General features: G+C 66.1%; 14 protein-coding genes and 1 pseudogene. 9 read left to right on the top strand and 6 right to left on the bottom strand.

What is annotated here, in order from left to right; translation table 11 throughout:
• Positions 1-91: 91 nt before the first annotated feature.
• The 7 genes from chrA (at position 92) to KZO24_RS24370 (ending at position 9,920) form a co-directional block, all read left to right on the top strand.
• On the top strand, positions 92-1,291 hold the full coding sequence (chrA, locus tag KZO24_RS24400) for a chromate efflux transporter (RefSeq protein ID WP_271184152.1): 1,200 nt from the start codon (positions 92-94) through the stop codon (positions 1,289-1,291).
• Positions 1,292-1,630: 339 nt separating this feature from the next.
• Positions 1,631-3,688 (top strand): glycogen debranching protein GlgX, encoded by a 2,058-nt coding sequence (glgX, locus tag KZO24_RS24395; RefSeq protein ID WP_036527124.1) that lies wholly within the window; start codon positions 1,631-1,633, stop codon positions 3,686-3,688.
• Complete coding sequence (treZ, locus tag KZO24_RS24390; RefSeq protein ID WP_271184151.1) at positions 3,688-5,409, top strand: malto-oligosyltrehalose trehalohydrolase; 1,722 nt, start codon at positions 3,688-3,690, stop codon at positions 5,407-5,409. The genes glgX and treZ overlap by 1 nt, the downstream gene beginning before the upstream one ends.
• 5 nt (positions 5,410-5,414) lie before the next feature.
• Positions 5,415-7,646 (top strand): malto-oligosyltrehalose synthase, encoded by a 2,232-nt coding sequence (treY, locus tag KZO24_RS24385; RefSeq protein WP_271184150.1) that lies wholly within the window; start codon positions 5,415-5,417, stop codon positions 7,644-7,646.
• Between the two features lie 122 nt (positions 7,647-7,768).
• Complete coding sequence (locus KZO24_RS24380; RefSeq protein ID WP_486487360.1) at positions 7,769-8,080, top strand: hypothetical protein; 312 nt, start codon at positions 7,769-7,771, stop codon at positions 8,078-8,080.
• Positions 8,077-9,642 (top strand): PepSY-associated TM helix domain-containing protein, encoded by a 1,566-nt coding sequence (locus KZO24_RS24375; protein WP_271184148.1) that lies wholly within the window; start codon positions 8,077-8,079, stop codon positions 9,640-9,642. The genes KZO24_RS24380 and KZO24_RS24375 overlap by 4 nt, the downstream gene beginning before the upstream one ends.
• The gene (locus KZO24_RS24370; RefSeq protein ID WP_271184147.1) at positions 9,639-9,920 is read left to right on the top strand and encodes a DUF3325 domain-containing protein; all 282 of its coding nucleotides are present in this window, start codon (positions 9,639-9,641) and stop codon (positions 9,918-9,920) included. The genes KZO24_RS24375 and KZO24_RS24370 overlap by 4 nt, the downstream gene beginning before the upstream one ends.
• On the opposite strand, the gene KZO24_RS24365 is transcribed toward KZO24_RS24370, so the two are convergent.
• Positions 9,917-10,819: a LysR family transcriptional regulator gene (locus KZO24_RS24365; RefSeq protein WP_271184146.1), complete on the bottom strand. Its 903-nt coding sequence runs from the start codon at positions 10,817-10,819 to the stop codon at positions 9,917-9,919. The genes KZO24_RS24370 and KZO24_RS24365 overlap by 4 nt on opposite strands.
• A 107-nt stretch (positions 10,820-10,926) precedes the next feature.
• On the opposite strand from KZO24_RS24365, the gene KZO24_RS24360 reads away from it, so the two are divergent.
• Both KZO24_RS24360 and KZO24_RS24355 read left to right on the top strand, forming a co-directional pair.
• Positions 10,927-11,724, top strand: coding sequence for an SDR family NAD(P)-dependent oxidoreductase (locus tag KZO24_RS24360; RefSeq protein WP_271184145.1), 798 nt, complete (start codon positions 10,927-10,929; stop codon positions 11,722-11,724).
• A gap of 115 nt (positions 11,725-11,839) precedes the next feature.
• Entirely contained in the window at positions 11,840-13,678 is a 1,839-nt protein-coding gene (locus KZO24_RS24355) for a diguanylate cyclase (protein ID WP_271184144.1), read from the top strand.
• 4 nt (positions 13,679-13,682) lie between these two features.
• Here KZO24_RS24355 and KZO24_RS24350 read toward each other — a convergent pair whose 3' ends face one another.
• From KZO24_RS24350 to KZO24_RS24330, 5 genes and pseudogenes are all read right to left on the bottom strand, one after another.
• The gene (locus KZO24_RS24350; protein ID WP_486487762.1) at positions 13,683-14,471 is read right to left on the bottom strand and encodes an FAD-dependent oxidoreductase; all 789 of its coding nucleotides are present in this window, start codon (positions 14,469-14,471) and stop codon (positions 13,683-13,685) included.
• 122 nt (positions 14,472-14,593) lie between these two features.
• A pseudogene (locus tag KZO24_RS24345) lies at positions 14,594-14,980 on the bottom strand (FAD-dependent oxidoreductase); the annotation flags it as partial.
• A 108-nt stretch (positions 14,981-15,088) separates the two neighbouring features.
• Positions 15,089-16,744, bottom strand: a complete 1,656-nt coding sequence (locus KZO24_RS24340) for a peptidase dimerization domain-containing protein (protein WP_486487359.1) — start codon at positions 16,742-16,744, stop codon at positions 15,089-15,091.
• Between the two features lie 120 nt (positions 16,745-16,864).
• Positions 16,865-18,457: an amidohydrolase gene (locus KZO24_RS24335; RefSeq protein WP_486487358.1), complete on the bottom strand. Its 1,593-nt coding sequence runs from the start codon at positions 18,455-18,457 to the stop codon at positions 16,865-16,867.
• A gap of 16 nt (positions 18,458-18,473) precedes the next feature.
• Positions 18,474-21,371 (bottom strand): TonB-dependent receptor plug domain-containing protein, encoded by a 2,898-nt coding sequence (locus KZO24_RS24330; protein WP_486487357.1) that lies wholly within the window; start codon positions 21,369-21,371, stop codon positions 18,474-18,476.
• Positions 21,372-21,875 lie beyond the last annotated feature (504 nt).

Genomic DNA, 21,875 nt, shown 5'->3' with positions numbered 1-21,875 from the left:
ATCGGACCAACGGGCACGCGCGGACGCCCGTTCAGACGGCAACGTCCAAGTCCGCTCCATCAGCCGTACCTGCGGCCTGCGGAGCACTTGCATGACGACCGACACCGCCTCCATCACTATCGCGCCGCCCACCCTTTCGCTGCCTGCACTGTTCCTCAAGTTCCTGCGGTTCGGGGCGCTGGCCTTCGGCGGGCCGGTCGCGCAGATCGCCATGCTGCGCCAGGCGCTGGTCGAGGACGAGCGCTGGATCGACAAGGGCCGCTTCAATCGCCTGCTCGCGGTCCTGCAGGTGCTGCCGGGGCCGGAGGCGCATGAACTTTGCGTCCACCTCGGCATGATCGCGCGCGGGCGGATCGGCGGATTGCTGGCCGGGCTGGGTTTCATGCTGCCGGGGCTGGTGCTGATGCTGGTCGCGGGATGGGCCTACGTCACCTGGGTCGCCGGAAACCTGACTTTGGCGGGCGCGCTTCTCGGCGTGCAGGTCGCGGTGCTCGCGATCATCCTGCGCGCGGTGGTCCGCATCGGACACCATATCGTCGAGAACGCGCTGCTCGGCGTGATCGCGGTGGCAAGCCTCGCCCTGACCCTGCTGGGGGTGCCGTTCTGGATCCTGCTGGCGGCGGGCGGACTGACCTATGCCGTGTCGCATCGGCCGCTGGTGGCTTGCGCGATCCTTGCGGTCGCCCTCGCGCTGGCGACCGCGATCCACCTGCTTTCCGGCTCTGGCGACAGCCTGCATGCTGTGCAGGGCATTCCCGTCACAACCTTCGCGCTGTTCGTCGCCGGGCTCAAAGGCGGGCTGCTGACTTTCGGCGGGGCCTATACGGCCATTCCCTATGTCCGTTCGGACACGGTCGGGCGGGGCTGGATCGGCGACGGCGCCTTCCTCGACGGGATTGCGCTCGCCGGGGTGCTGCCTGCGCCGCTGGTAATCTTCGTGACTTTCGTGGGCTATGTCACCGGCGGGGTGAGCGGCGCGCTGGCCATCACTGCGGGGATGTTCCTGCCCGCCTTCGCCTTCTCGCTGGTGCTGTTCGAGCGGTTGGAGGCCATCGTGGAGAATCCGGCGCTGCACCGCCTGCTCGAAGGCATCGCCGCCGCCGTGGTGGGGATCATCGCCGCCACCTTCGTGCAGCTTGCCTATGCGACCGGACTGCGCGTGACCGCCCCGCTCGGCGCGCTCGCGATCTTCGCGGTGGCCCTGGCGGTCGTGTGGCGGATCAAGGGGGCCTGGGTGACGCCCGCGCTGGTGGCGGGAGGGGCCTTCGCGGGCTGGGCCTTGTTCACGTAAAGAAGCGGGCGCTTTCCTACAGAACGGGCGGCGCGGTACGATGCGCCCACGCCCCGCCCGATCGCTTCCAGCTGCACAAGGTTACACCGCAAGGCGACACTTTCTCCTCACAAGGTGCTACATTGTCCGCAAAATGTGTCACCTTGTGCACCTAAGGTGACACTTTCCGGCCCAAGGTGACACCTTTTCCCTCTGGACCGTGTCAACCGTGTAAACCTGCCCGGAACCTCCCGCCCCCCATGCGTGTTAGCGGATGCAGCATCATGCAGGAGGCAGCACGTGACGCAGGGCCCAGCTACCGACCATCCCGCCGACATCGCGTTTTCCCGCCCCGAGCGGATGATCCATGAACTCGGCGCCGAATATACCGGCGAGGGCACCCATTTCGGCGTCTTCTCCGAAAATGCCGAAGCGATCGAACTGTGCCTGTTTTCCGAGGACGGCACCGAGGAAACCGCCCGCCTCGAACTGCCATCGCGGGAAGGTTCGATCTTCTCGGGCTACCTCCCCGGCGTGAAGCCCGGCCAGCTCTACGGCCTGCGCGCCCACGGCCCTTACGATCCCGCGAGCGGCCACCGCTTCAACCCCAACAAGCTGCTTCTCGACCCTTATGCCCGCGAGGTTTCCGGCGCGATGCAATGGGACGACGCGCTCTGGGGCTACGACCTGACGACGGGCGACGACACCACCTTCGATGCCCGCGATTCCGCCCCGTTCATGGTCAAGAGCGTGGTGCAGGACCCGGACTTCGACTGGGAAGGCGACAAGTCCCTCTCCCGGCCCTGGACCGAGACGGTGATCTACGAGGCCCACGTACGCGGCCTGACGATGACTCACCCCGACGTCCCCGAAGCCCTGCGCGGCACCTATGAAGGCATGGCCAGCGAGCCGATCCTCGATCACCTCCGCAAGCTGGGCGTCAGCGCCATCGAGCTGCTGCCCAGCCAGTTCTTCCTCGACGACCGCATGCTGCTGGACAAGGGCCTGTCGAACTACTGGGGTTACCAGACGCTCGGCTTCTTCGCGCCGGAACCGCGCTTCCTGCGCGGCGGCGACGTCGCCCCGCGCGCCATCCGCCAGTTCAAGGACATGGTGAAGCGGTTCCACAAGGCGGGGATCGAGGTCATCATGGACGTGGTCTACAATCACACCGCCGAAGGTTCGGAGAAAGGCCCGACGCTCAGCTTCCGCGGTCTCGACAACGCCGCCTACTACATGCTGAGCCCCGAGAACCCGCGCTTCAGCTTCGACAACACCGGCACCGGCAACACACTGGCGGTGGCGCATCCGATGGTCATGCGCATGGTGCTCGATTCGCTGCGCTACTGGGTGCAGGTTATGCACGTCGACGGCTTCCGCTTCGACCTTGCCTCCACATTGGGCCGCGAGGAAGCGGGCTTCGACCGCGAGGGCGGCTTCTTCGACGCGATCCGGCAGGACCCGATCCTTGCCGGCGTCAAGCTGATCGCCGAGCCGTGGGACATCGGCATGGGCGGCTATCAGGTCGGCGGCTTCCCCCACCCGTTTCGCGAATGGAACGACAAGTTCCGCGACGACACCCGCGCGTTCTGGCGCGGCGACGAGGGGCTGGTGGGCGACATCGCCCAGCGCCTGATCGGCTCGCCGGTCCAGTTCAACCATTCGGATCGCGGTGCCACCAGTTCGATCAACTTCCTCGCCGCGCATGACGGCTTCACGCTGATGGACACCGTCTCGTTCAACGACCGCCATAACGAGGCCAACGGCGAAGGCGGCGCGGATGGGCACGACAACAACCTTTCCGACAACATGGGCGCCGAAGGGGCCACCGACGACGAGGCCATCACCGCCGCCCGCGCCCGCCGCCGCCGCGCCATGGTGGCGACGCTGATGGTCAGCCAGGGCGTGCCAATGCTGCTGTCGGGCGATGAGATCGGCAACAGCCAGCACGGCAACAACAACGTCTACTGCCAGGACAACGAACTCGGCTGGCTCGACTGGGAGAGCCGGGACGACGCATTCCTCGACTTCTGCAGCCGCATGATCGCCCTGCGCCGCCAGTACCCGGTGCTCTGCCAGGAGAACTTCCTGATGGGCGAGACCGGCGACAACGAGCGTCTGGAGATCGCCTGGTTCCAGCCGGACGGCCGCGCGATGGACGGCGAGCTGTGGGGCCAGCAAGGCCTGCGCGTGCTCGGCATGCTGCTCGACTACTCGACCCGCGAGGTCTTCCTCGACGGCGGGCGCCCGCTGTTCACCGTGGTCAACGCGGGCGACGGTCTCGACTTCACGCTGCCCGAGGGCGAGTGGGTGCGCCTGCTCGACACCGCGCGCGACGATCCCTTCACCGAGGAGCCGGTCGACCGCGAGGCCGCCGCGATCTCGCCCGGCAGCCTCTGCCTGTTCCGCCCCGCCTGATGGCAACGCACTGGGGCGCCCAGCCGCTGGGCGACGGTCGCTGGCGCTTCGGTCTCTGGGCGCCGGACGCGGAGGAGGCCCGACTGGAAGTGGGCGGCATGGCAATGCCCGCCCAGGCTGCCGGGCAAGGCTGGTGGCTGTTCGAGAGCGAGGCCACCGCCGGAGACGCCTATCGCTGGGTCATCGAGGGCACGCCCTATCCCGACCCCGCCGCGCGGGCGCAGATCGGCGACGTGCACGGCCCCTCGATGCTGGTCGATCCGGCGGCCTACCAATGGCGACGCGAATGGCCGGGACGCCCTTGGCACGAGGCGGTGGTCTACGAACTCCACCTCGGCACCTTCACCGAGGAAGGCACGTTCGCCGCGGCCGTCGCAGAGCTGCCGCGCCTGGCCGACCTTGGCGTGACGATGATCGAGATCATGCCCGTCGCCCAGTTCGAGGGCGACCGGGGCTGGGGCTACGACGGCGTCCTGCCCTTCGCCCCGCACCCCGCCTACGGCACGCCGGACGAGATGCGCGCGCTGGTCGATGCGGCTCACAGCCACGGCATCGCCGTGATGCTGGACGTGGTCTACAACCACTTCGGGCCTTCCGGTAACTACCTCGGCGCGTGGTGCCCCTCATTCTTCCACCCTGAGCGTGCCTCACCGTGGGGTGCAGGAATCGCCTTCGAGGCCCCGGCCGTGCGCGAATACTTCATCGCCAACGCCCTGTACTGGCTGGACGAATACCGCCTCGACGGCCTGCGCCTCGACGCGGTGCACGCCATCGAGGACCATTCCGAAACCCATTTCCTCGACGAACTGGCCGCGCGCATCCGCGCCTGTGACTTCGGCCGACCGATCCACCTCGTCACCGAGGACGAACGCAACCTCGCCCGCTACTTCACCGCCGATGCGCCCTACGACGGCACTTGGAACGACGACTGGCACCATGCCGTCCACTGCCTGCTGACCGGGGAGGAAGAAAGCTACTACGCCCCCTTCGCGGTGGACCCGGTCGCCGACATCGCCACAGCACTCGCCGATGGCTACGTCGAACAGGGCCAGCCTCGCGAGAATGGCGAGGACACCCCGCGCGGCGAACCCTCGACGCACCTGCCGCGCTCCGCCTTCGTCAATTTCCTCGGCAATCACGATCAGATCGGCAACCGCGCACGCGGCGAGCGGCTGCACCATCTCGTCACCGACCGCCATGCCTACCGCGTGATGACCGCGCTCACCCTGCTGACTCCCTTCACGCCCATGCTGTTCATGGGCGACGAGTTCCTCACCGATGCGCCCTTCCAGTTTTTCGTCGATTTCGAGGGCGACCTCGCGGAAGCCGTCCGCAAGGGCCGGGCGCAGGAATTCGCCCGCTTCAGCAGCTTCGGCGGCGAGGTTCCCGACCCGGCGGCGGCGGGGACTTTCATGGCCTCCAGGATCGGCCGCGCTGTCCGGCAGGAACAGCATGACCACCACGCTTTCGTACGCGAACTCCTCGAACTGCGTCGGACGCATGTGACGCCGCTGGTTGCCTGGAACCCCCAGCCGACGGTGGCCATTCGACGGGAAGCGCTGCTTATCGACGCGCAATGGTCCTTCGCCCCCGGCACCCTGCATATCCGGGCCGCCCTGGGCACGGAGCGCACGCCCTTCCTCCCTCATCGCAGCCCGAACCTGCTGCTTCACGATGCGTCGAGCTCCTTCGCGCTGTCGGCGACAGTCTCACCGGAGTGATACCGATGTCCAAGGCCATCCCTCTCGTCGCCACTTATCGCCTCCAGCTTCGGGACGGCGTGGACCTCGACAAGGCGCGCGAACTGCTGCCGTGGCTGGCCACGCTGGGCATCAGCCATCTCTATCTTTCCCCGCCCTTCCATGCAGCCTCTGGATCGACCCACGGCTACGACGTGATCGATCCCACGCGGATCGATCCGGTGCTGGGCGGGGAAGCGGCGTTCCAGCGCCTTAGCGGAGCAGCACAACGGGCCGGGATCGGCATCATCGTCGATATCGTGCCGAACCACATGGCGTTCACGCCCGAGAACCCGTGGCTGGCCGACGTGCTGCGGCATGGCCGCGGCAGCGCCCATGCCGCCATCTTCGACATCGACTGGGACGCCGGACCGCTGCACTTCCCCGTGCTGGACGGCGCCATCGAAGACCTGCTCGCACAAGGCCATCTCGCCCCGGCGGGCGACGCCGACGATCCGCGCCTGCGGGTTTACGATCGCGAATATCCGCTGCGCCCGAACGACCTCTCGCGCCATCTGTGCGGCGTGACGCGCACACTGGACGCACCGACGCTGGATGCTCTCCTCGCCGAACAACATTGGTCTCTGGGCGACTGGCGGACGAGCGCCGACCGCATCACCCATCGCCGCTTTTTCAACGTCACCGACCTCATCGGCGTGCTTCAGGAAGATCCCGAAGTTTTCGCACTGACACACCGCTGGATCATCGAGCAGGTCGAGGCGGGACACATCCAGGGTTTGCGCGTCGACCACGTGGACGGACTGGCTCGGCCGGGCGGCTATCTCCAGCGATTGCGCGATGCCGTTGGCGACACGCCCATCTGGGTCGAGAAGATCGTCAAGACCGGGGAGGACTTCCCGTCGGCGTGGCCGGTGGAAGGCATGAGCGGATATGAATTCATGACGCCGCTCACGCGCCTGCTGACCTCCCGCGAAGGCCTCGCGACGATGCGTGAGACGTCGATCGATGCCGTTCCGCCGGACTATGGGCGGGAGGTCCGCAAGGTCCGTCGGGAACTGCTGGAACAAGTGTTCACGCCGGAATTGCGCCGTGTGGCCGGAGCCGCGCTGACGGCGCTTGCGCTTGATGAGGGCGCACGCGCACAAGTGTCCGAAGCAGTCGGCCGACTGGCGACGGTGTGGCCGTTCTACCGCTCTTACGCAGCCGATCTGGCCCCGCTCTCTCCCGCGATCACGCAGGCCATCGACGGGTTGACCGAAGACACGACGGTCGCGAGCCTGATCGGCCTGCTGCGCGCGCCCGACGATCCGCACGCACGCGCCTTTGCCGTTCGGTTCGAGCAGCTGACCGGAGCGCTGACGGCGAAGTCCGAGGAAGACACGGTATTCTTCCGCAGCGTCGCCTTCCTGCCGCTGTGCGAAGTGGGCGCCGAACCGGACCTCGGCGTCATCGACGATGCGACATTTGCCGCCGGCATGGCGAAACGTGCGGACCGGACGCCGCTCGCGCTGGATACCCTGTCCACGCACGACACCAAGCGCTCTGCGGATGCGCGCGCCGTTCTCGTCGCGCTAAGCCACTTCCCCGATTTCGCCCGAGAACTCTACACCGATGCGCGGCAGCGCGGGCGTGAGGCGGGGGTATCGGAGCAATGGGCACTCTATGCGCTCCAGACCGCCTTGATGTTGCGCGCCGAGCCGGATGCGCCGGAGCGCATCAATGCACACGTCGCCAAGGCCATGCGCGAAGGCAAGGACCTGTCGCGGCACGAAGCACCCAATACGGCCGCCGAGGCCGCAATCGCACAGCTATGCCGCGCCCTCCATCACGGACTGGCGACCGGCGAATTGCTTCCCGACCGTCTGCGCGGCGACTTCGAAGCTGCGATCGAGACCATTGCACTGGCACAGACCGCCCTTCAGCTGACTGCGCCAGGCATTCCTGACATCTACCAGGGCAGCGAGGGGCTGGCGGTCGCGCTGACCGATCCGGACAATCGCCGTCCGGTAGACTGGGGCGCGCTGGCATTAGGCCAGCTCCCGCCCCTCGCTGCACGCAAGCTGGAACTTACCCGTATCCTCCTGACCCAGCGGCAGGAGCGACCGGATCTGTTCACCTGCGGAACTTATGCGCTGCGGACGGACGAAGACAGCTGGATCGTCGAACGTACAGGGGAAGGCGAAGCCTTTTCGGTGCACATCCCAATGCCCAAACGCCACTCCGCCGATTGCCTGAAAGATGTGCGCGCCGTCGATTAGGGATGCACCCATGCGTTGACAACTCCCTGGCCGCAGCCTAGCGGAAATTGCGAGTGCGTCGCAATAGTGAATTGCGCGACAATAGGGGGCTTCGTGATAGTTCGCATCGCCGGCAGTCATCGATGACCGCACGCAACGGCACCATCGGTCGCGGCGAGATCATCGCACGGCTGATTGCAGCGATTCCCGCGAACTACCTTCTGACGTCGGCGGCGACGGCCTGCATTGCGCGCCTGCTGTGGCGCGGCATGGGCGTCGATCCCGCCAATGCCAGTGTCGCCGCGACGCTGATCTCCTTCGCCCTGTTCGCTATACTGGCGCTCGTCGCCTTCGGAGCGCGTTCGGTGGTGAGGCTCTGGCTGTGGCTCGCCGGCTCGGGACTGACGCTCGGCATCACCCTGTGGTTCTCGCTCTCGGCTGGAGCGCGGATATGAAGGACAGCCTCCGCCAGTCGATGGCGCTGTTTCATACCTGGAGCGGACTGCTCCTTGGATGGCTGCTTTTCGCGATGTTCGCCACCGGGACCGCAGCCTATTTCCAGGACGAGATCACCCGCTGGATGCAGCCCGAGGTAACCGGCGACGCAGACCCTGCAACCGCCGCGCAGGGCGCGATGCGTTACCTCAATTCCGTCGCTCCGGATGCGAAGAGCTGGTACATCTCGCTGCCCAACAGCCGGAGCGCCACCACCCAGGTATATTGGCAGCCCTCCGGGGAACGCCCGGCGAAGCGCGTCGAAACCAGCGCGCTGCTCGACCGTGGCGGCCACGCCATCACCTCGCGCGAGACACGTGGCGGTTTCTTCCTGTACCGCTTTCACTTCGACCTGCATTACATGCCGGTGTTGTGGGCACGCTATCTCGTCGGCGTCGCGGCGATGTTCATGCTGGTGGCCATCCTCTCGGGCGTGATCACGCACAAGAAGATCTTCGCCGACTTCTTCATGCTGCGCTTCGGCAAAGGGCAAAGGAGCTGGCTAGACGCCCACAACGTCACCGCGGTGCTGGCATTGCCCTTCCACCTCATGATCACTTTCACCGGACTGGTGACACTGGCGTCCATGTACATGCCGTGGGGCATAGCGGCCAATTATGCCGAGCAGACCGCATTCTCCGAAGCAGTGTTCGGCCGCAGCGCCGAGACCGTCCCCAGCGGCAGACATGCTCCCTTGGCGGACCTAGGGCCGCTAGTGCGTAATGCCTCCGCTCGGTGGAACGACGAGCGGGTCGGCTACATCAGCATCGCCAACCCCAACGACGCGGCCGCCCTGATCGAGATGAGCCGCGCGCCCGAAGCCGCCTTCGGCGCACGCGGCCAGACTGCCACATTCGAAGGCGCTACCGGCCGCGCGATCGGCACGCACCAGGCGACCGGCAGCGCCCTCGCGACCGAGAGCGTCATGATCGGCCTGCACACGGGCCGCTTCGCCGAATGGGGCCTGCGCTGGCTCTACTTCCTCAGCGGTCTAGGCGGCACGGTGATGGTGGGTAGCGGCCTCGTCCTGTGGACGGTCAAGCGGCGCGCCCGCCTTTCCGACCCCTCTTGCCCGCACCTTGGCTTCCGCATCGTCGAGCGTCTGAACATCGCCGCCATTGCCGGGCTGGCGACCGGGATCGCGGTCTATTTCCTCGCCAACCGCCTGCTCCCGCTGGAAATGGTTGACCGCGCGGAGCGTGAGATCGACAGCCTGTTCCTCGCTTGGCTCGGCATCGGACTGTGGGGCATCCTGCGTCCCGCCGGACGCGCATGGACGGAGGCGCTGGCGATCGCCGGTGCCTGCTTCGCCGCCATCCCGCTGGCCAATGCCATGACGACTTCCCGCGGGCTGCTCCCTAGCCTGCTGGCGGGGGACTGGACTTTCGTGGCCTTCGACCTGGTGATGCTCGTCCTCGCCGCAGGCTTTCTCCTTGCCGCAGTAAGAAGCGCTCAACTCCGGACAAAGGCAAAGGCCGGTGCGAAGCCACGTGGTGCGAACCGGCGGGCAACAAGCGCATGATGCACATTCTTCCCGCCACCGTGATCGTTGCCGGATTCCTCGCGCTCGCCGCCAGCATGAAGCGGCACCAGCGCGATCTCCTGGGTCGGCTCCTCACTCATGTACAGACGCGCTCTACCCGTATGGCAGGGTGGTTTCTGCTCGGCATCGGCTGGGCCGTAAACGCCGCGCTGCTCGGTCCGGCCATGGGCACGATCGTCTGGTGCGGCGAACTGAGCCTAGGCGCCGCGCTCACGGTCACCACGCTCAACTGGCGCACCCGGCGCCCCTCTCGCTAGCCTCCTTCGGGCAGCACCAGTCTCGCCTCAAGGAAGTCGAGGAAAGCCCGGATGCGGGAAGCCAGTCGCCGATGGCCCACATAAAGGGCGTGAATGTCTTCATGGTCCCCCGGATTGAAGGGGCTCAGTATTTCGACCAGCCTCCCCGCCTCAAGATCGGCAGCGACATGAAACCGCCCCAGCCGCGCGATACCGCCGCCCGCGACCGCCATCAGCCGCACCACTTCCCCCGAATTGCCGAGGAATGCCGCCTCGATCGGCCTTTGGACTAGTGCTTCGTCGATCCGGAACGGCCAGGTGTCGATGGAGCGTCGGAAGCTGAACTGCAGGCAGGCGTGCCCGGCCAGTTCGCGCGGGTGTAGCGGTTCGCCATGCATGCGCAAATAATCCGGGCTCGCGACCAGCGCCATCATGCTGCGCCCCAGTTTCTTCGCCCTTAGCCCGGTGTCCCGTAAGGGGCCGATGCGTATGGCAATGTCGGCCCGTTCCTCGACAAGATCGACCAGTGTATCGGACAGCGCCAGGTTTACCGTGACCCTGGGGTACGCTCGCTGGAAACGAGGCAGGATCGGTAACAAGCACTGCGTCCCGAACGGCACCGAGGCATTGATGCGCAACGGCCCGCGCGGTGCCTCTTCAGCCGAGCCGAAGCCCCGCTCGACCTCGTCGATTTCCGCCACCAGCCCTGCTACCCGCGCGCGATAGACTTCACCCTCTGCCGTCAGTGCCAAGGCGCGCGTAGTGCGCGACACCAACTGCACGCCCAACCGCCCTTCGAGCCGCGCCATGGCCCGGCTTACCGCCGAGGGCGTCAGGCGCAGCGCCTTGGCCGCGCTCGCGAAACTGCCGTATTGCGCGACCGCGAGGAATATCTGCATCTCGCCGAAGCGGTTGTCCATGACGCGATCCGTGATTTTGATTCACTTCTGATATGCCAGATGCATCACTATGCATCAATGACGCGACAACCTAGATTTTAGGGCACATCAGCAAGGAATATCCCGTCATGGATCTCAAACTCACCGGCAAGTCCGCTCTAGTCACCGGCTCGACGGCCGGCATCGGCCTCGCCATCGCCGAACGCCTCGCCGCCGAGGGCGTGGACGTCGTCATCTCCGGTCGCAACCAGACGAAGCTCGACGAGGCGGTAGCCAAGGTCAGCGCAGTCGCCGCAAACGGCGGCAAGGTACGCGCCGTGCTCGCCGACCCTGCAACCGCCGAGGGTGCCGAGACCCTGATCGCCGCGGTCCCGCAGGCCGATATCCTCGTCAACAACCTCGGCATCTACGAGGCCAAGCCCTTCACCGAGATCACCGACGCGGACTGGCACCACTTCTTCGAAGTCAACGTCGTCAGCGGCGCGCGCCTTGCCCGCCACTACTTCCCGAAGATGCTGGAACAGGATTGGGGCCGCGTGATCTTCATCGCCAGCGAAAGCGCGCTCGTGATCCCCGGCGAGATGATCCATTACGGCATGACCAAGACCGCCCAACTGGCGATTGCGCGCGGCCTTGCCGAGCAGACGCGCGGAACCGGCGTAACAGTGAATTCGGTCATGCCCGGGCCGACGCGCTCGGAAGGCATCGTCGAGTTCATCCGTTCGGTCGTCGACAACAAGGATGCGCCGGAAGCCGAGCGCGAGGCGGAATTCTTCGCCAAGCTGCGCCCCTTGTCGCTCATCCGCCGTTTGATCGAAGCTGACGAGATCGCGGCGCAGGTCGCGCTGCTCGCCAGCCCGCTCGGCGCCATCACCAACGGTGCGGCGATCCGCGTCGAAGGCGGGATCGTGCCGACCATCGCCTGACGCGCCGATAGACCGCCTGCCGCCGCGTTTAAGTCACATTTCAGTTTTGTAATTTCGATTGCAACGCGGCGGCAGATGACCGAGGGCTCTATCTCCCGCTTATACGGAGATTCCCTTGGTCGGGTCGTTGTCGCGTCGCATCGTCATCCTGTGCAGCGTGCTGTGCCTGTTGCTGGCACTGCTCGCAGGGTTGCTGCTCGAAGGCTCCGCGCAGACACGCGCCAGCCTCGCGTGGGTCATCCATTCTTCGCAGGTGCTCAAGACCGCAAACCGCGCGATGGGGCATCTGCAACAAGCGGAATCCGGTGAGCGTGGCTTTGCCCTTACGCACAACCCCGAATTCGGCGAGACGGTAGAGGCCGAAGTCGGCGCGGCACGGGCGGCGGCAGGCGAGCTTGTCATCCTCACCAAGGACAATCCCGCCCAGAAAGACCGCGCCGACCAGATCCGTACCCTCATCGGCCAACGCGCGGACCTGCTGGAGCAGATCGCCAAGCAGACCCGCGCGGGCGACTTCACCGGCGCACAGGCCGCCGTCGCATCGGGACGCGGGCGCTATCTCATGCAACTCGTCGAGGCGCGCGTGAACGACCTGCTTAACGAGGAACGCGCCCTGTCGACGACGCGAACCGACGTTGTGGACAAGCGCCTGAGCTACATCACCTGGCTGGTGCTGGGCGGCGTGCCGCTGACGATGATCTTCGTCGGCTACACCGCGGCCACGCTGATCCGGCGCATCCGCCGCCCGGTCGATGCGATGATGACGGTCATGGGCCAGCTTGGCGCGGGCGACCGCGCCGCGCGCATTGATGCCCACATGGAATCGAGCGAGTTCGAGCGGCTGGCAAACGGCTACAACGCCATGGCTGAGGAACTGGAGGGTGCCGTCGCCGACCAGCACGAAAGCCAGGATCGCCTCCACGTCGCCAATGCAGAACTCAGCCGCAACACCGAAGTCCTGCGCGAACGCGGCGAGGTGATCGAACTGCTCGGCGGCATGGCCCATCGCATGCAGGCCGCCCGCACCGACGACGAACTGGCATCGATCATCCGCGTCTTCGTGCCGCGCGTATTGCCCGAAATCCCGGGTGCGCTTTACGCCCACAACAATTCGCGCAACCTGCTGGTGCCGATCGCGGCCTGGGGTGGGCTGGATGTTGCCTCATCAGGCTTCGCGCCCGATCAGTGCTGGGCTCTGCGCCGAGGCCAGAGCCACTTCGTCGTCGAGCCCGATTCCGACATCGTCTGCGCCCATGTCGGCAACCAGACCGACCATTACCATTGCGAACCGCTGTTGGCGGGAGGCGAGGTTATCGGCGTGCTCTACCTCAAGGGCGTGGTCGGAACCGAGAACCGTTTCCGCCTGACGGTGCTGACCGAGAACATCGCCTCCGCCCTCGTCAACCACCGCCTCCAGCGCGGTCTGCGCGAGCAGACCATCCGCGATCCGCTCACCAGCCTGTTCAATCGGCGCTACATGGAAGAGACGCTGGCGCTGGAAATCGCTCGTGCCTCGCGTTCAGGCAGCCCGCTCAGCCTCGTCATGTGCGACGTCGATCACTTCAAGCGCTTCAACGACGAGTTCGGCCACGACGCCGGCGACGCCGTGCTGCAGGCCGTGGCGGCCGAGATGCGCAGCCGCTTCCGCGACGGCGACGTCGTCTGCCGTTTCGGCGGCGAGGAATTCACGATCATCGCGCCGGGTACCTCAGCGGTCACTCTCGCCGCGCGAGTGGACTCCGTACGCCAGTCGATCAGCGAACTGATCGTCCACCAGGGCGGCCGCGCGCTGGGTTCGCTGACGATGTCCTTCGGCATTGCATCGTGGGAGGACAGCATGGAGCGCGACGGCTCCACGCTTATAAAGGCCGCCGACGCCGCGCTCTATCGTGCCAAGCGCGAAGGGCGCAACCGGGTCCTCGTGGACGCGCGTTCGGAAACGCTGGCGGCCTGACGCCTCAGGCGCTGCGGCGCTGTTCGGTCTCATCCGGCGGGATCATCTGCGCGACCAGTTCCGCGGTGATTGCCGAGAGCGTCCAGCCGAGATGGCCGTGGCCGGTGTTGTAGAAAACGCGCGGATGCCTGCCCCGGCCGACGAAGGGCATCATCGTCGGCGTCATCGGCCTCAGGCCCGCCCACGGCACCACCTGGCGCGTGCTCATGCCGGGGAAGTGCCGCTCGCTCCAGTCGACCAGCGGGCGGATGCGGTCGGCGCGGATGTCGCGGTTGAAGCCGTTGAACTCCGCCGTGCCCGCCACCCGGAAACGGTCCGCGCCGAGGCGGCTGGTGACAATCTTGGCGTCCTCGTCGAGCAGGCTGACCTCGGGCGCGGCGGCGCGGCTCTCTTCGTCGTTCAGCATGACGGTGATCGAGTAGCCCTTGACCGGGTAGATGTTGACCCGGTCCCCCAGCTTCGCCGCCAGCGCGCGGCTGGCGACGCCAGCGCAGACCATCACCATGTCCCCCTCGACGACCGTTTCGGCACCGAGATCATCGGTCGAAAAGTCCTGCAGGCGGCCGGTATCGGATCCTTCCCCAAGGCCGCCCGCCGCCTGCAGCCGGACCGACACACCGTCGGGCCGAAGCGCTATGTGGTCCACCTCGCCGCCCAGCACGAACCGCGCGCCAAGGCGGGCGCAGGCGCGGGCGAGGCCGGTGGTGAACTTGTGAATGTCGCCCGTGGAATCGGACGGCGTGAAGAAGCCGCCGCAGAAATCGCCTTGCAGCGCCGGTTCGATGCGGGCGATCTCGGCGGGGAGACTTCCTCGCGCTCCAGCCCGCCCTCGACCAGCAGCGCATTGCCGCGCCGGGCCGCCGCGAAGGTCTCGGCGTTGCGGTAGAAATGGAGGATGCCGCAGCGCGAGAGGTCGAAGTCGATGCCTTCGCGTGTCGCGATGTCGAACAGGTGGCGACGCGCGGCGATGGCGAGGCGGGTGGTCTCCACGGTGTTGGCGTGGTGCCTGCCGATGGCGCCGACGAACTGCGCCATCCACGAATACTTGTGCAGCGAGGGACGCGGGTTGAACAGCAGCGGCGCGTCAGGGCGCAGCAGCCAGCGCAGGCCCTTGGCGATCGTCGCCATCGAATTCCACACTTCGGCGTTGCTGGCCGAAAGCTGCCCGCCATTGGCGAAGGACGTCTCCATCGCCGGGTAGCGGTGCCGCTCGAGCAGGGTGACCTCGTGCCCGCGCGAAAGCAGGGCGTAGGCGGCCGTGACGCCGGTGATGCCGGCGCCGATGACGATGATGCGTGCCATCTGCATGGTCCCTTCGTGGGAGGGAGGATGTCTCAAGGAAAAGAACCGGCCGGGGCAGTTGGCTCTTGTCAGGGTGTTCGCACCCCGGCCGGTTGGCGCGCTGGGGGCTTAGCTGCCCGCGCCGGAGGTTTCGCGACCCGAAGCCTCGTAATCGATGCCCAGTTGCTGGAGGTAGGAATCGTACTTCTTCGGATCGTAGTAGCTGGGCTGCATCGCCGGGCGGATCTGCGCCATCGTGCGCGCGTTGCGGTCGATCGCGGGCATGTCGGTGGCGGCGATCAGCGGATCGTACTTCTGGTCCTTGAGCTGGACGTCCTTCATCCAAGTCTTGGCCTCCGTGATGATCTGCGGCGTGGTGACGAGATCGAGGATCGTCATCGCCACCGCCTTGGCGCCGACGACGGTGCCCTTGTGCGCGATCGGCGTGGCCATCGCCATCGCGGCGGTGGCGTGGTGGAAGATCACGTTGGGAATGTTCGCCGGATAGCCGATGGTGACCGTCGGCACCGTCCACATCACGTCGCCGATATCGTCCGAGCCGCCGAAGCTGGCATCGCCGCGCAGGTCCGGGGTGGAGAGCGGCGCGACCTTATCCGGCAGCGGGGCGACCTTGAGGTGGTTCTTCACCTGCACCGCCTTCGCGAAGGCCTGGTCGGCGGCGGACCACTGCGGCACGCCCACCGTCTCGATATTGGCGTAGAGCGCCTCGGCCAGCGGCTTGTTGCCGTAGTTCGGCGCGGCGAAGCCCAGCACCTTGCGGCTGACCGTGGTGCCCGTCGCCAGCGCCGAGGCCTCCGAAATCTGGTTGCCGACTTCGTAGAGGTTGCGCAGCGAAGCGAAGTCCTTGTCGCGGAAGTAGTACCAGCTGCTCGCCTTGTCGGGCACCACGTTGGGCTGGCCGCCGCCGTTGGTGATGACGTCGTGCGAGCGCTGCGTGAGCGGGAGGTGCTCGCGCCGGAAGTTCCACATGACGTCCATCAACTCCACCCCGTCGAGCGCACTGCGGCCCTCCCACGGCATCGCGGCCGAGTGGGCGGTCTTGCCCTTCCACTCGTATTCGACCGAGATCATGCCGGTTAGGCCGAGGTCGCCCCAGCCGGTGCCGAAGCCGGTGTTGACGTGCGCGAAGATCGAGGCATCGACGTCCTTGAACATCCCCGCGCGCACATAGTACGCCTTGGTCGCCAGCAGCTCCTCGGCGACGCCCGGCCACAGCATCAGGCGGCCCTGCAGCCCGTGCTTCGTCATCACCTGCTTGGCGGCGAGCGCGGCGGCGACCATCAGCGGCATGCCCGAATTGTGGCCCTCGCCATGCCCGGGTGCGCCTTCGGTGAGCGGCTTGACCTCCGCCACGCCCGGCACCTGCGATACGCCGAGCAGCCCGTCGATGTCGCTGCCCAGCGCGATCTTCGGCCCGCCGGTGCCCCAGCTGGCGGTGAAGGCGGTGGGGACACCGGCCACGCCGCGCACGACGGTGAAGCCGTTCTTCTCGAGGATACCGGCGAGGTACTCGCTGGTCTTCACCTCTTGGAACCCCGGTTCGGCGAACGAGTAGATCTCGTCCACCATGACCTGGATCTGCTTGCGCTGCGCCTCGACGGCGGCGGCGACTTCCTGCTTGAGCGCCGGGTCGGCAGCCGCCTGCGCGACTCCGGGGATGAGCGAGGCCGCAGCAAGCGCGGCGGCGATCAGGGGACGCAGACCGTACCTGCGCACGCTTGCCCCGCGCTTATCCGCGCCTTGCTCGTCCCCCTCGTTCGTCATTGCGAGCGTAGCGAAGCAATCCAGAGCGGCGCGGCTCCGCCCTGGATTGCCGCGCGGCTTCGCCGCTCGCAATGACGGGGGTGGGGGAGGCAGAGGAATGTGTGTTGCTGCGCATCCCGATTACTCCGCCGGCTTCGTCAGGGTGGGGTACTTGACGCCCAGCTGGTCGAGGTAGGTCGGATACTTCGCCGGGTTGTAGTAGTACTTCTCCATCATCGGCCGGTAGAGCTGCATGTTGCGCTCGTTCAGCCAGATCGCGGGCACGTCCTTGTCGGTCAGCACCGGCGCATAGGTGTCGGTCTTCAGCTGCACGTCGGTGAAATAGGTCTTGGCGTCGGTGACCAGCTGCGGCGTCGTCAGGATATCGAGCACCGTCATCGCCACCGCCTTGGCGCCCGCCTCGACGCCCTTGTGCGCGATCGGGGTGGCCATCGCGAAGGCCGAAGTGGAGTTGTGGCCGATCATGTTGGGGATGTTCGAGGGGAAGCGGATGGTGATCGTCGGCACCGCCCACATGATGTCGCCGATGTCGTCCGAGCCGCCACCGGTGGAGGGCTTGCGATTCTCCGGGGTCGAGAGTTCGGCGACTTCCGACTTCAGCGGCTCGATCTTGCGGTCGTTGAAGGTCTGCGCGGCCTTGGCGAAGGCCTGATCGTCAGCGCTCCACTGCGGCATGCCGACCGCCTTGATGTTGGCATAGGCGGCTTCGGCCAGCGGCTTATTGCCGAAGTTGGGCGCCGCATAGCCCAGCGTCTGCTGGCTGACCGTAGTGCCGGTGGCGAGCGCGGCGGCCTTGGCGATGTCGTTACCGGTCTCGTAGAGCTTGCGGATGTCGGCGAAAGTGCGCTCGCGGAAGAAGTACCAGATGCTGGCCTTGTCCGGCACCACGTTGGGCTGGCCGCCGCCGTTGGTGATGATCATGTGCGAGCGCTGCGTCAGCGGTAGGTGTTCGCGCCGGAAGTTCCACGCGACGTCCATGATCTCCACCGCGTCGAGCGCGCTGCGGCCCTCCCACGGCATGCCCGCCGAGTGCGCGGTCTTGCCCTTGAAGCTGTATTCGACCGAGACCATGCCGTTGTTCCCCATCTCGCCGTAGCCGGTCGAGAAATCGGAACTGACGTGGGTGAAGATCGAGGCGTCCACGTCCTTGAACAGCCCTGCACGCACGTAATAGGCCTTGGTCGCCAGCAACTCCTCGGCGACGCCCGGCCACAGCATCAGGCGGCCTTCGAGGCCGTGCTTGGTCATCACCTTCTTCACCGCGATGGCGGCGGCGACCATCAGCGGCATGCCCGAGTTATGACCCTCGCCATGCCCCGGCGCGCCTTCGACGATGGGCTTGAGATACGGCAGGCCGGGGGTCTGCGAGACGCCGAGCACGTCGTCGATATCGCTGCCCAGCGCGATCTTCGGCCCGCCCTTGCCCCAGGTGGCGGTGAAGGCGGTGGGAATGCCCGCCACCCCGCGCGTCACCGTGAAGCCGTTCTTTTCGAGGATGCCGGTGAGGTATTCGCTGGTCCTGACTTCCTGGAAGCCCGGTTCGGCGAAGCTGAAGATCTGGTCGACCATGACCTGGATCTGCTTGCGCTGCGCCTCGACTTCCTTCGCGACCTCGTCCTTGAGCGCTTGCGGGGCGGCGGCATGGGCGGGAGCGCCGCCCATAAAGGTGGTGGCGAGGGCGGCGGCGAGCATGGCGCGTTTGACGGTGTTCATGATCCGAAATCCTCTCTTAGAACTCGACCTTGGCGGAGACGCGGAAGGTGCGGCCGATCACGTCGTAGCGGCTGCGGTTGGTCTGGGCATACGCGGGTACGTTGTTGCCGTCCGGACCGTTGCCGACGAGCACCGGGTCCTTGTTCAGCAGGTTGTTCACAACGAAGGTCAGGTGGCCCATGCCGCCGCCCATCGCCGGGAACTTGAAGTCCACCGAAGCGTCGAAATAGACCGCGCCCTTGATCGAATTGTCGTTGATCGTGCGGTACTGCGCGGTGCTGGCCGGGCAGTCGCCATCGCACTCGATCCAGTCGTTGCCGTAGACGCCATTGGTAAAGCCGCGCGCCACCAGATTCAGGCTGACCGGGTCGATGTCGTAGAATGCGCTGACGCGGTAAACCCAGTCGGGCGAAGCATAGGTGGTATTATTGGTCAGCACGCCCGCATAGTCGATCGGGAAGCTGATGCCGTCATCGACCACGTTCTCGATATAGTGCGTGGCCTGCCCGTGCAGGCGCAGGGTGCCGGGGCCGACTTGCGCGGTGTAGCTGGCCTCGATGTCGAAGCCCTTGGTCTGCTGGCGGGCGAAGTTGATCGGCGTCAGGTCGATCGTGCTGAGTTGCCCGTTCACGAAGTTGATGTTGGGGCAATACGAGGAGATGCCCTGTTCGTAGCACAGGTCCACCGTCTGCTGCGCGGTGATCGAGCCGATCGCGTCCTTGATCTTGATCTGGTAGTAATCGAAGGAAAGCGAGAAGCCCGGCAGGAAGCTGGGTTCGAACACCGCACCCAGCGTCCAGCCGTCAGCCACTTCGGGCTTGAGCGAGGAGTTGCCGAAGGCGTTCTGCACGAACTGCAGCGATCCGGTCTGCGGGGCATCGGCGCCGTCCGGGATGATGACGGTGTTGGTACGCGCAGTGCCCGCCGCGAACAGTTCGTCGAGGTTGGGCGCGCGGATGTCGTGGCTCAGCGTGCCGCGGAAGCGCAGCGCGTTCATGGCCTGCCAGTTGGCGCCGACCTTCCACGTACCGACCCAGCCCGACGTGGAATAATGCGTCCCGCGCGCGGCGGCGTTGACATTCATCCCGTCGAAGATCGGCACGTCGAGTTCGAGGAAGCCTTCATAGACGTCGTACTTACCCTGGTTGACGCGGAAGTTGCCGTAGAGCCAGCCGGAATTGTACTGCGAATCCACGCTGCCGTTGATCTGCTCGCGTCGCCATTCGACGCCGGTGGCAAAGGCCAGATCGCCCGCCGGAAGCGCGAAGGCCTTGCCCGAGATCGTGGCGGCGGCGACGTCCTGCTTGATCGTCTGGTGGCGCAGCGGCTGGTTGCCGTCGTTGTAGATGTAGTCGAGCGCCGCCTGCGAAGGGCCGTTGGTGCCAAGCCGGTCGATCGGCACGCAGCCATTGCCCGGATTGGTCAGCGTGGAACGGCACACGATGTTGCCCGATCCGTCGAACACCGCATCCTGCGCCAGCGCCATGCGCGAATTGACCCAGGTGTTGGTCAGTTCCTCGCGCGCCTTGGTGACGCCTTTCTGGTAGTAGACGTCCCAGTTCATCGGCTTGTCGAACAGGTCGAACTTGCCCTTGGCGCCGATGACGCCGCGATAGACCTGCCGCTTGATGTTGCTGCCCGGGATCGGGAAGCCTGCGTTGGAGGTGCCCACGGTGATCGAGGACAGCCCCTGCGCCGCCATCTGCGCCGCGACGGTGGGGTACTGGCTGAGCAGGTAGGCATTGTCCGCCGCGATGGTCACCCCGGTGCTGGGAGTCTGCTGGTACGAGGACGCGCTGACCGAGCGGTTGTAGGAGAACTGCCCGAAGATCTCGATGTCGGGCGTGATCTCGAAGCCGACGCGCTGGAATGCGCTCAGGCGTTCATCGAGCGGAACGAGGGTGTTGGTGCCGACATGGCCGGCGAGCGTGGTCTGCCAGTCGCCGCCGATCATCCACGGGCTGGAGACGGTGCCGTAGTTGAGCTGCCCGGTCTGCCCCTCGCCCAGGAAGTACGTACCGCGCAGCGGGCCGCTGGTGATGAGGCCGCCCGCCGTGTACCCCGCCGGGCCGATCCCGCTGCCGACCAGCCGCTGTGGCTCGCCGTTGGTGGCGGTGTAGGCGGGGTTATTGATCTGGAAATAACCCTTGTTGTTCCAGTCGCGGTCGATCCCCTCCTCGCGGTTCTGCTTGAAGTACGACACGTTGGTGAGCAGGTGCAGCCGGTCATCCAGCAACGAGAAGCCCGCGGTGCCGGTGAAGCGGTAGTTGAAGGCGTCTCCATAGGTCGAGATGCCGGTGTCGGCACCGATCTTGAAGCCCTTGTAGCCGGTGTCGAGGATGAAGTTGACGACGCCGCCCACCGCGTCCGACCCGTAAGCGGCGGAAGCGCCACCGGTGATGACTTCCACCCGCTTCACCAGATCCTGCGGGATCGTGTTGATGTCCACCGTGCCGCCCACGGTCGAGGCGACCGAGCGCTGCCCGTCCACCAGCACCAGCGTACGGCCGACGCCAAGCCCCCGCAGGCCGATCGAGTTGATGCCCGCACCCGCGTTCGAAAGCCCGCCCGAGTTCGTGCCCGAAGTGCCCGAACCGGCGATGGCAGGCATCTGGTTCACGAAGTCGGAAATGTTCGCCGGGGCCTGCGCGGCGATGTCCGCCTCGCCCAGCACCGCCACGGGCGTGGGCGCGCTGTAGCCGTCGCCGACGATGCGCGAACCGGTCACGACGATGTCGTTGACCGGCTCCTCGTCCGCAGGCGTCGGCGCGCCCTGGGCCATCGCCGGAGCCGCAAGAAACAGCGGTACCGCAGCACCTGCCAGCAGCAGGGCACGGGCCGAACGCACTGAAAAGCTTTCCATCATGCCCCGACTTTGCGAGGTCTGGCCCAAGGCCGTGTTTGCATTGCGCATCGCGAAAAACTCCCTGTGACCGAATCTCTCGCCACAGGCGCCCTCATCCCGATGGACGGAGAATGGACGCGGTTCCTCCAGGCACACGGATGTGCTCACCGCCCTCGCGGTGCCGCCGGCAAAGCGCTTGATGAAAAACCCGTATTCCCCGTTCCCGCCTACCCTTGCGGGAACCCCATCATCCGGCAGTGTCCGTCTTGGATTTCGGTTTGCCCCCGATCCGGATCGCTGCCTGATGCCGTCGATACTATCCGGAAGGGGGCGAATGATCCCAATAAAGTTGCGGCTATTTTGCCGATCGCTTGATGGATTTCAGCGTTAATATCGCGATCCGCGCAAGATTGGTGCGGATGCTCCGGAACCCGCGCATTTTCCCGAACCCGATCGCGCCGTGATCTCGCGAAATGCAGCGCAGCATCGGCGATGCGGTAGGCGACTTGTGCAAGCGACCGAGCACTTGCGCATGATTTTCGCGGCTTTCTAATTCTCTGCGCAGGATTCCAT

The sequence above is a fragment of the Novosphingobium sp. NFX11 genome (assembly GCF_057376415.1).
The sequence above is the reverse complement of the archived record's forward strand: the minus strand, read 5'-3'. Positions and strand labels throughout refer to the sequence as shown.

Bases quoted from the DNA above. Each gene is read 5' to 3' on its own strand.
- KZO24_RS24380 (WP_486487360.1), top strand. From the start codon at position 7,769: ATGACCGCACGCAACGGCACCATCGGTCGCGGCGAGATCATCGCACGG.
- treZ (WP_271184151.1), top strand. From the start codon at position 3,688: ATGGCAACGCACTGGGGCGCCCAGCCGCTGGGCGACGGTCGCTGGCGC.
- KZO24_RS24365 (WP_271184146.1), bottom strand. From the start codon at position 10,819: ATGGACAACCGCTTCGGCGAGATGCAGATATTCCTCGCGGTCGCGCAA.
- KZO24_RS24360 (WP_271184145.1), top strand. From the start codon at position 10,927: ATGGATCTCAAACTCACCGGCAAGTCCGCTCTAGTCACCGGCTCGACG.
- KZO24_RS24375 (WP_271184148.1), top strand. From the start codon at position 8,077: ATGAAGGACAGCCTCCGCCAGTCGATGGCGCTGTTTCATACCTGGAGC.
- KZO24_RS24335 (WP_486487358.1), bottom strand. From the start codon at position 18,457: ATGAACACCGTCAAACGCGCCATGCTCGCCGCCGCCCTCGCCACCACC.
- glgX (WP_036527124.1), top strand. From the start codon at position 1,631: ATGATCCATGAACTCGGCGCCGAATATACCGGCGAGGGCACCCATTTC.
- chrA (WP_271184152.1), top strand. From the start codon at position 92: ATGACGACCGACACCGCCTCCATCACTATCGCGCCGCCCACCCTTTCG.
- KZO24_RS24330 (WP_486487357.1), bottom strand. From the start codon at position 21,371: ATGCGCAATGCAAACACGGCCTTGGGCCAGACCTCGCAAAGTCGGGGC.
- treY (WP_271184150.1), top strand. From the start codon at position 5,415: ATGTCCAAGGCCATCCCTCTCGTCGCCACTTATCGCCTCCAGCTTCGG.
- KZO24_RS24340 (WP_486487359.1), bottom strand. From the start codon at position 16,744: ATGACGAACGAGGGGGACGAGCAAGGCGCGGATAAGCGCGGGGCAAGC.
- KZO24_RS24370 (WP_271184147.1), top strand. From the start codon at position 9,639: ATGATGCACATTCTTCCCGCCACCGTGATCGTTGCCGGATTCCTCGCG.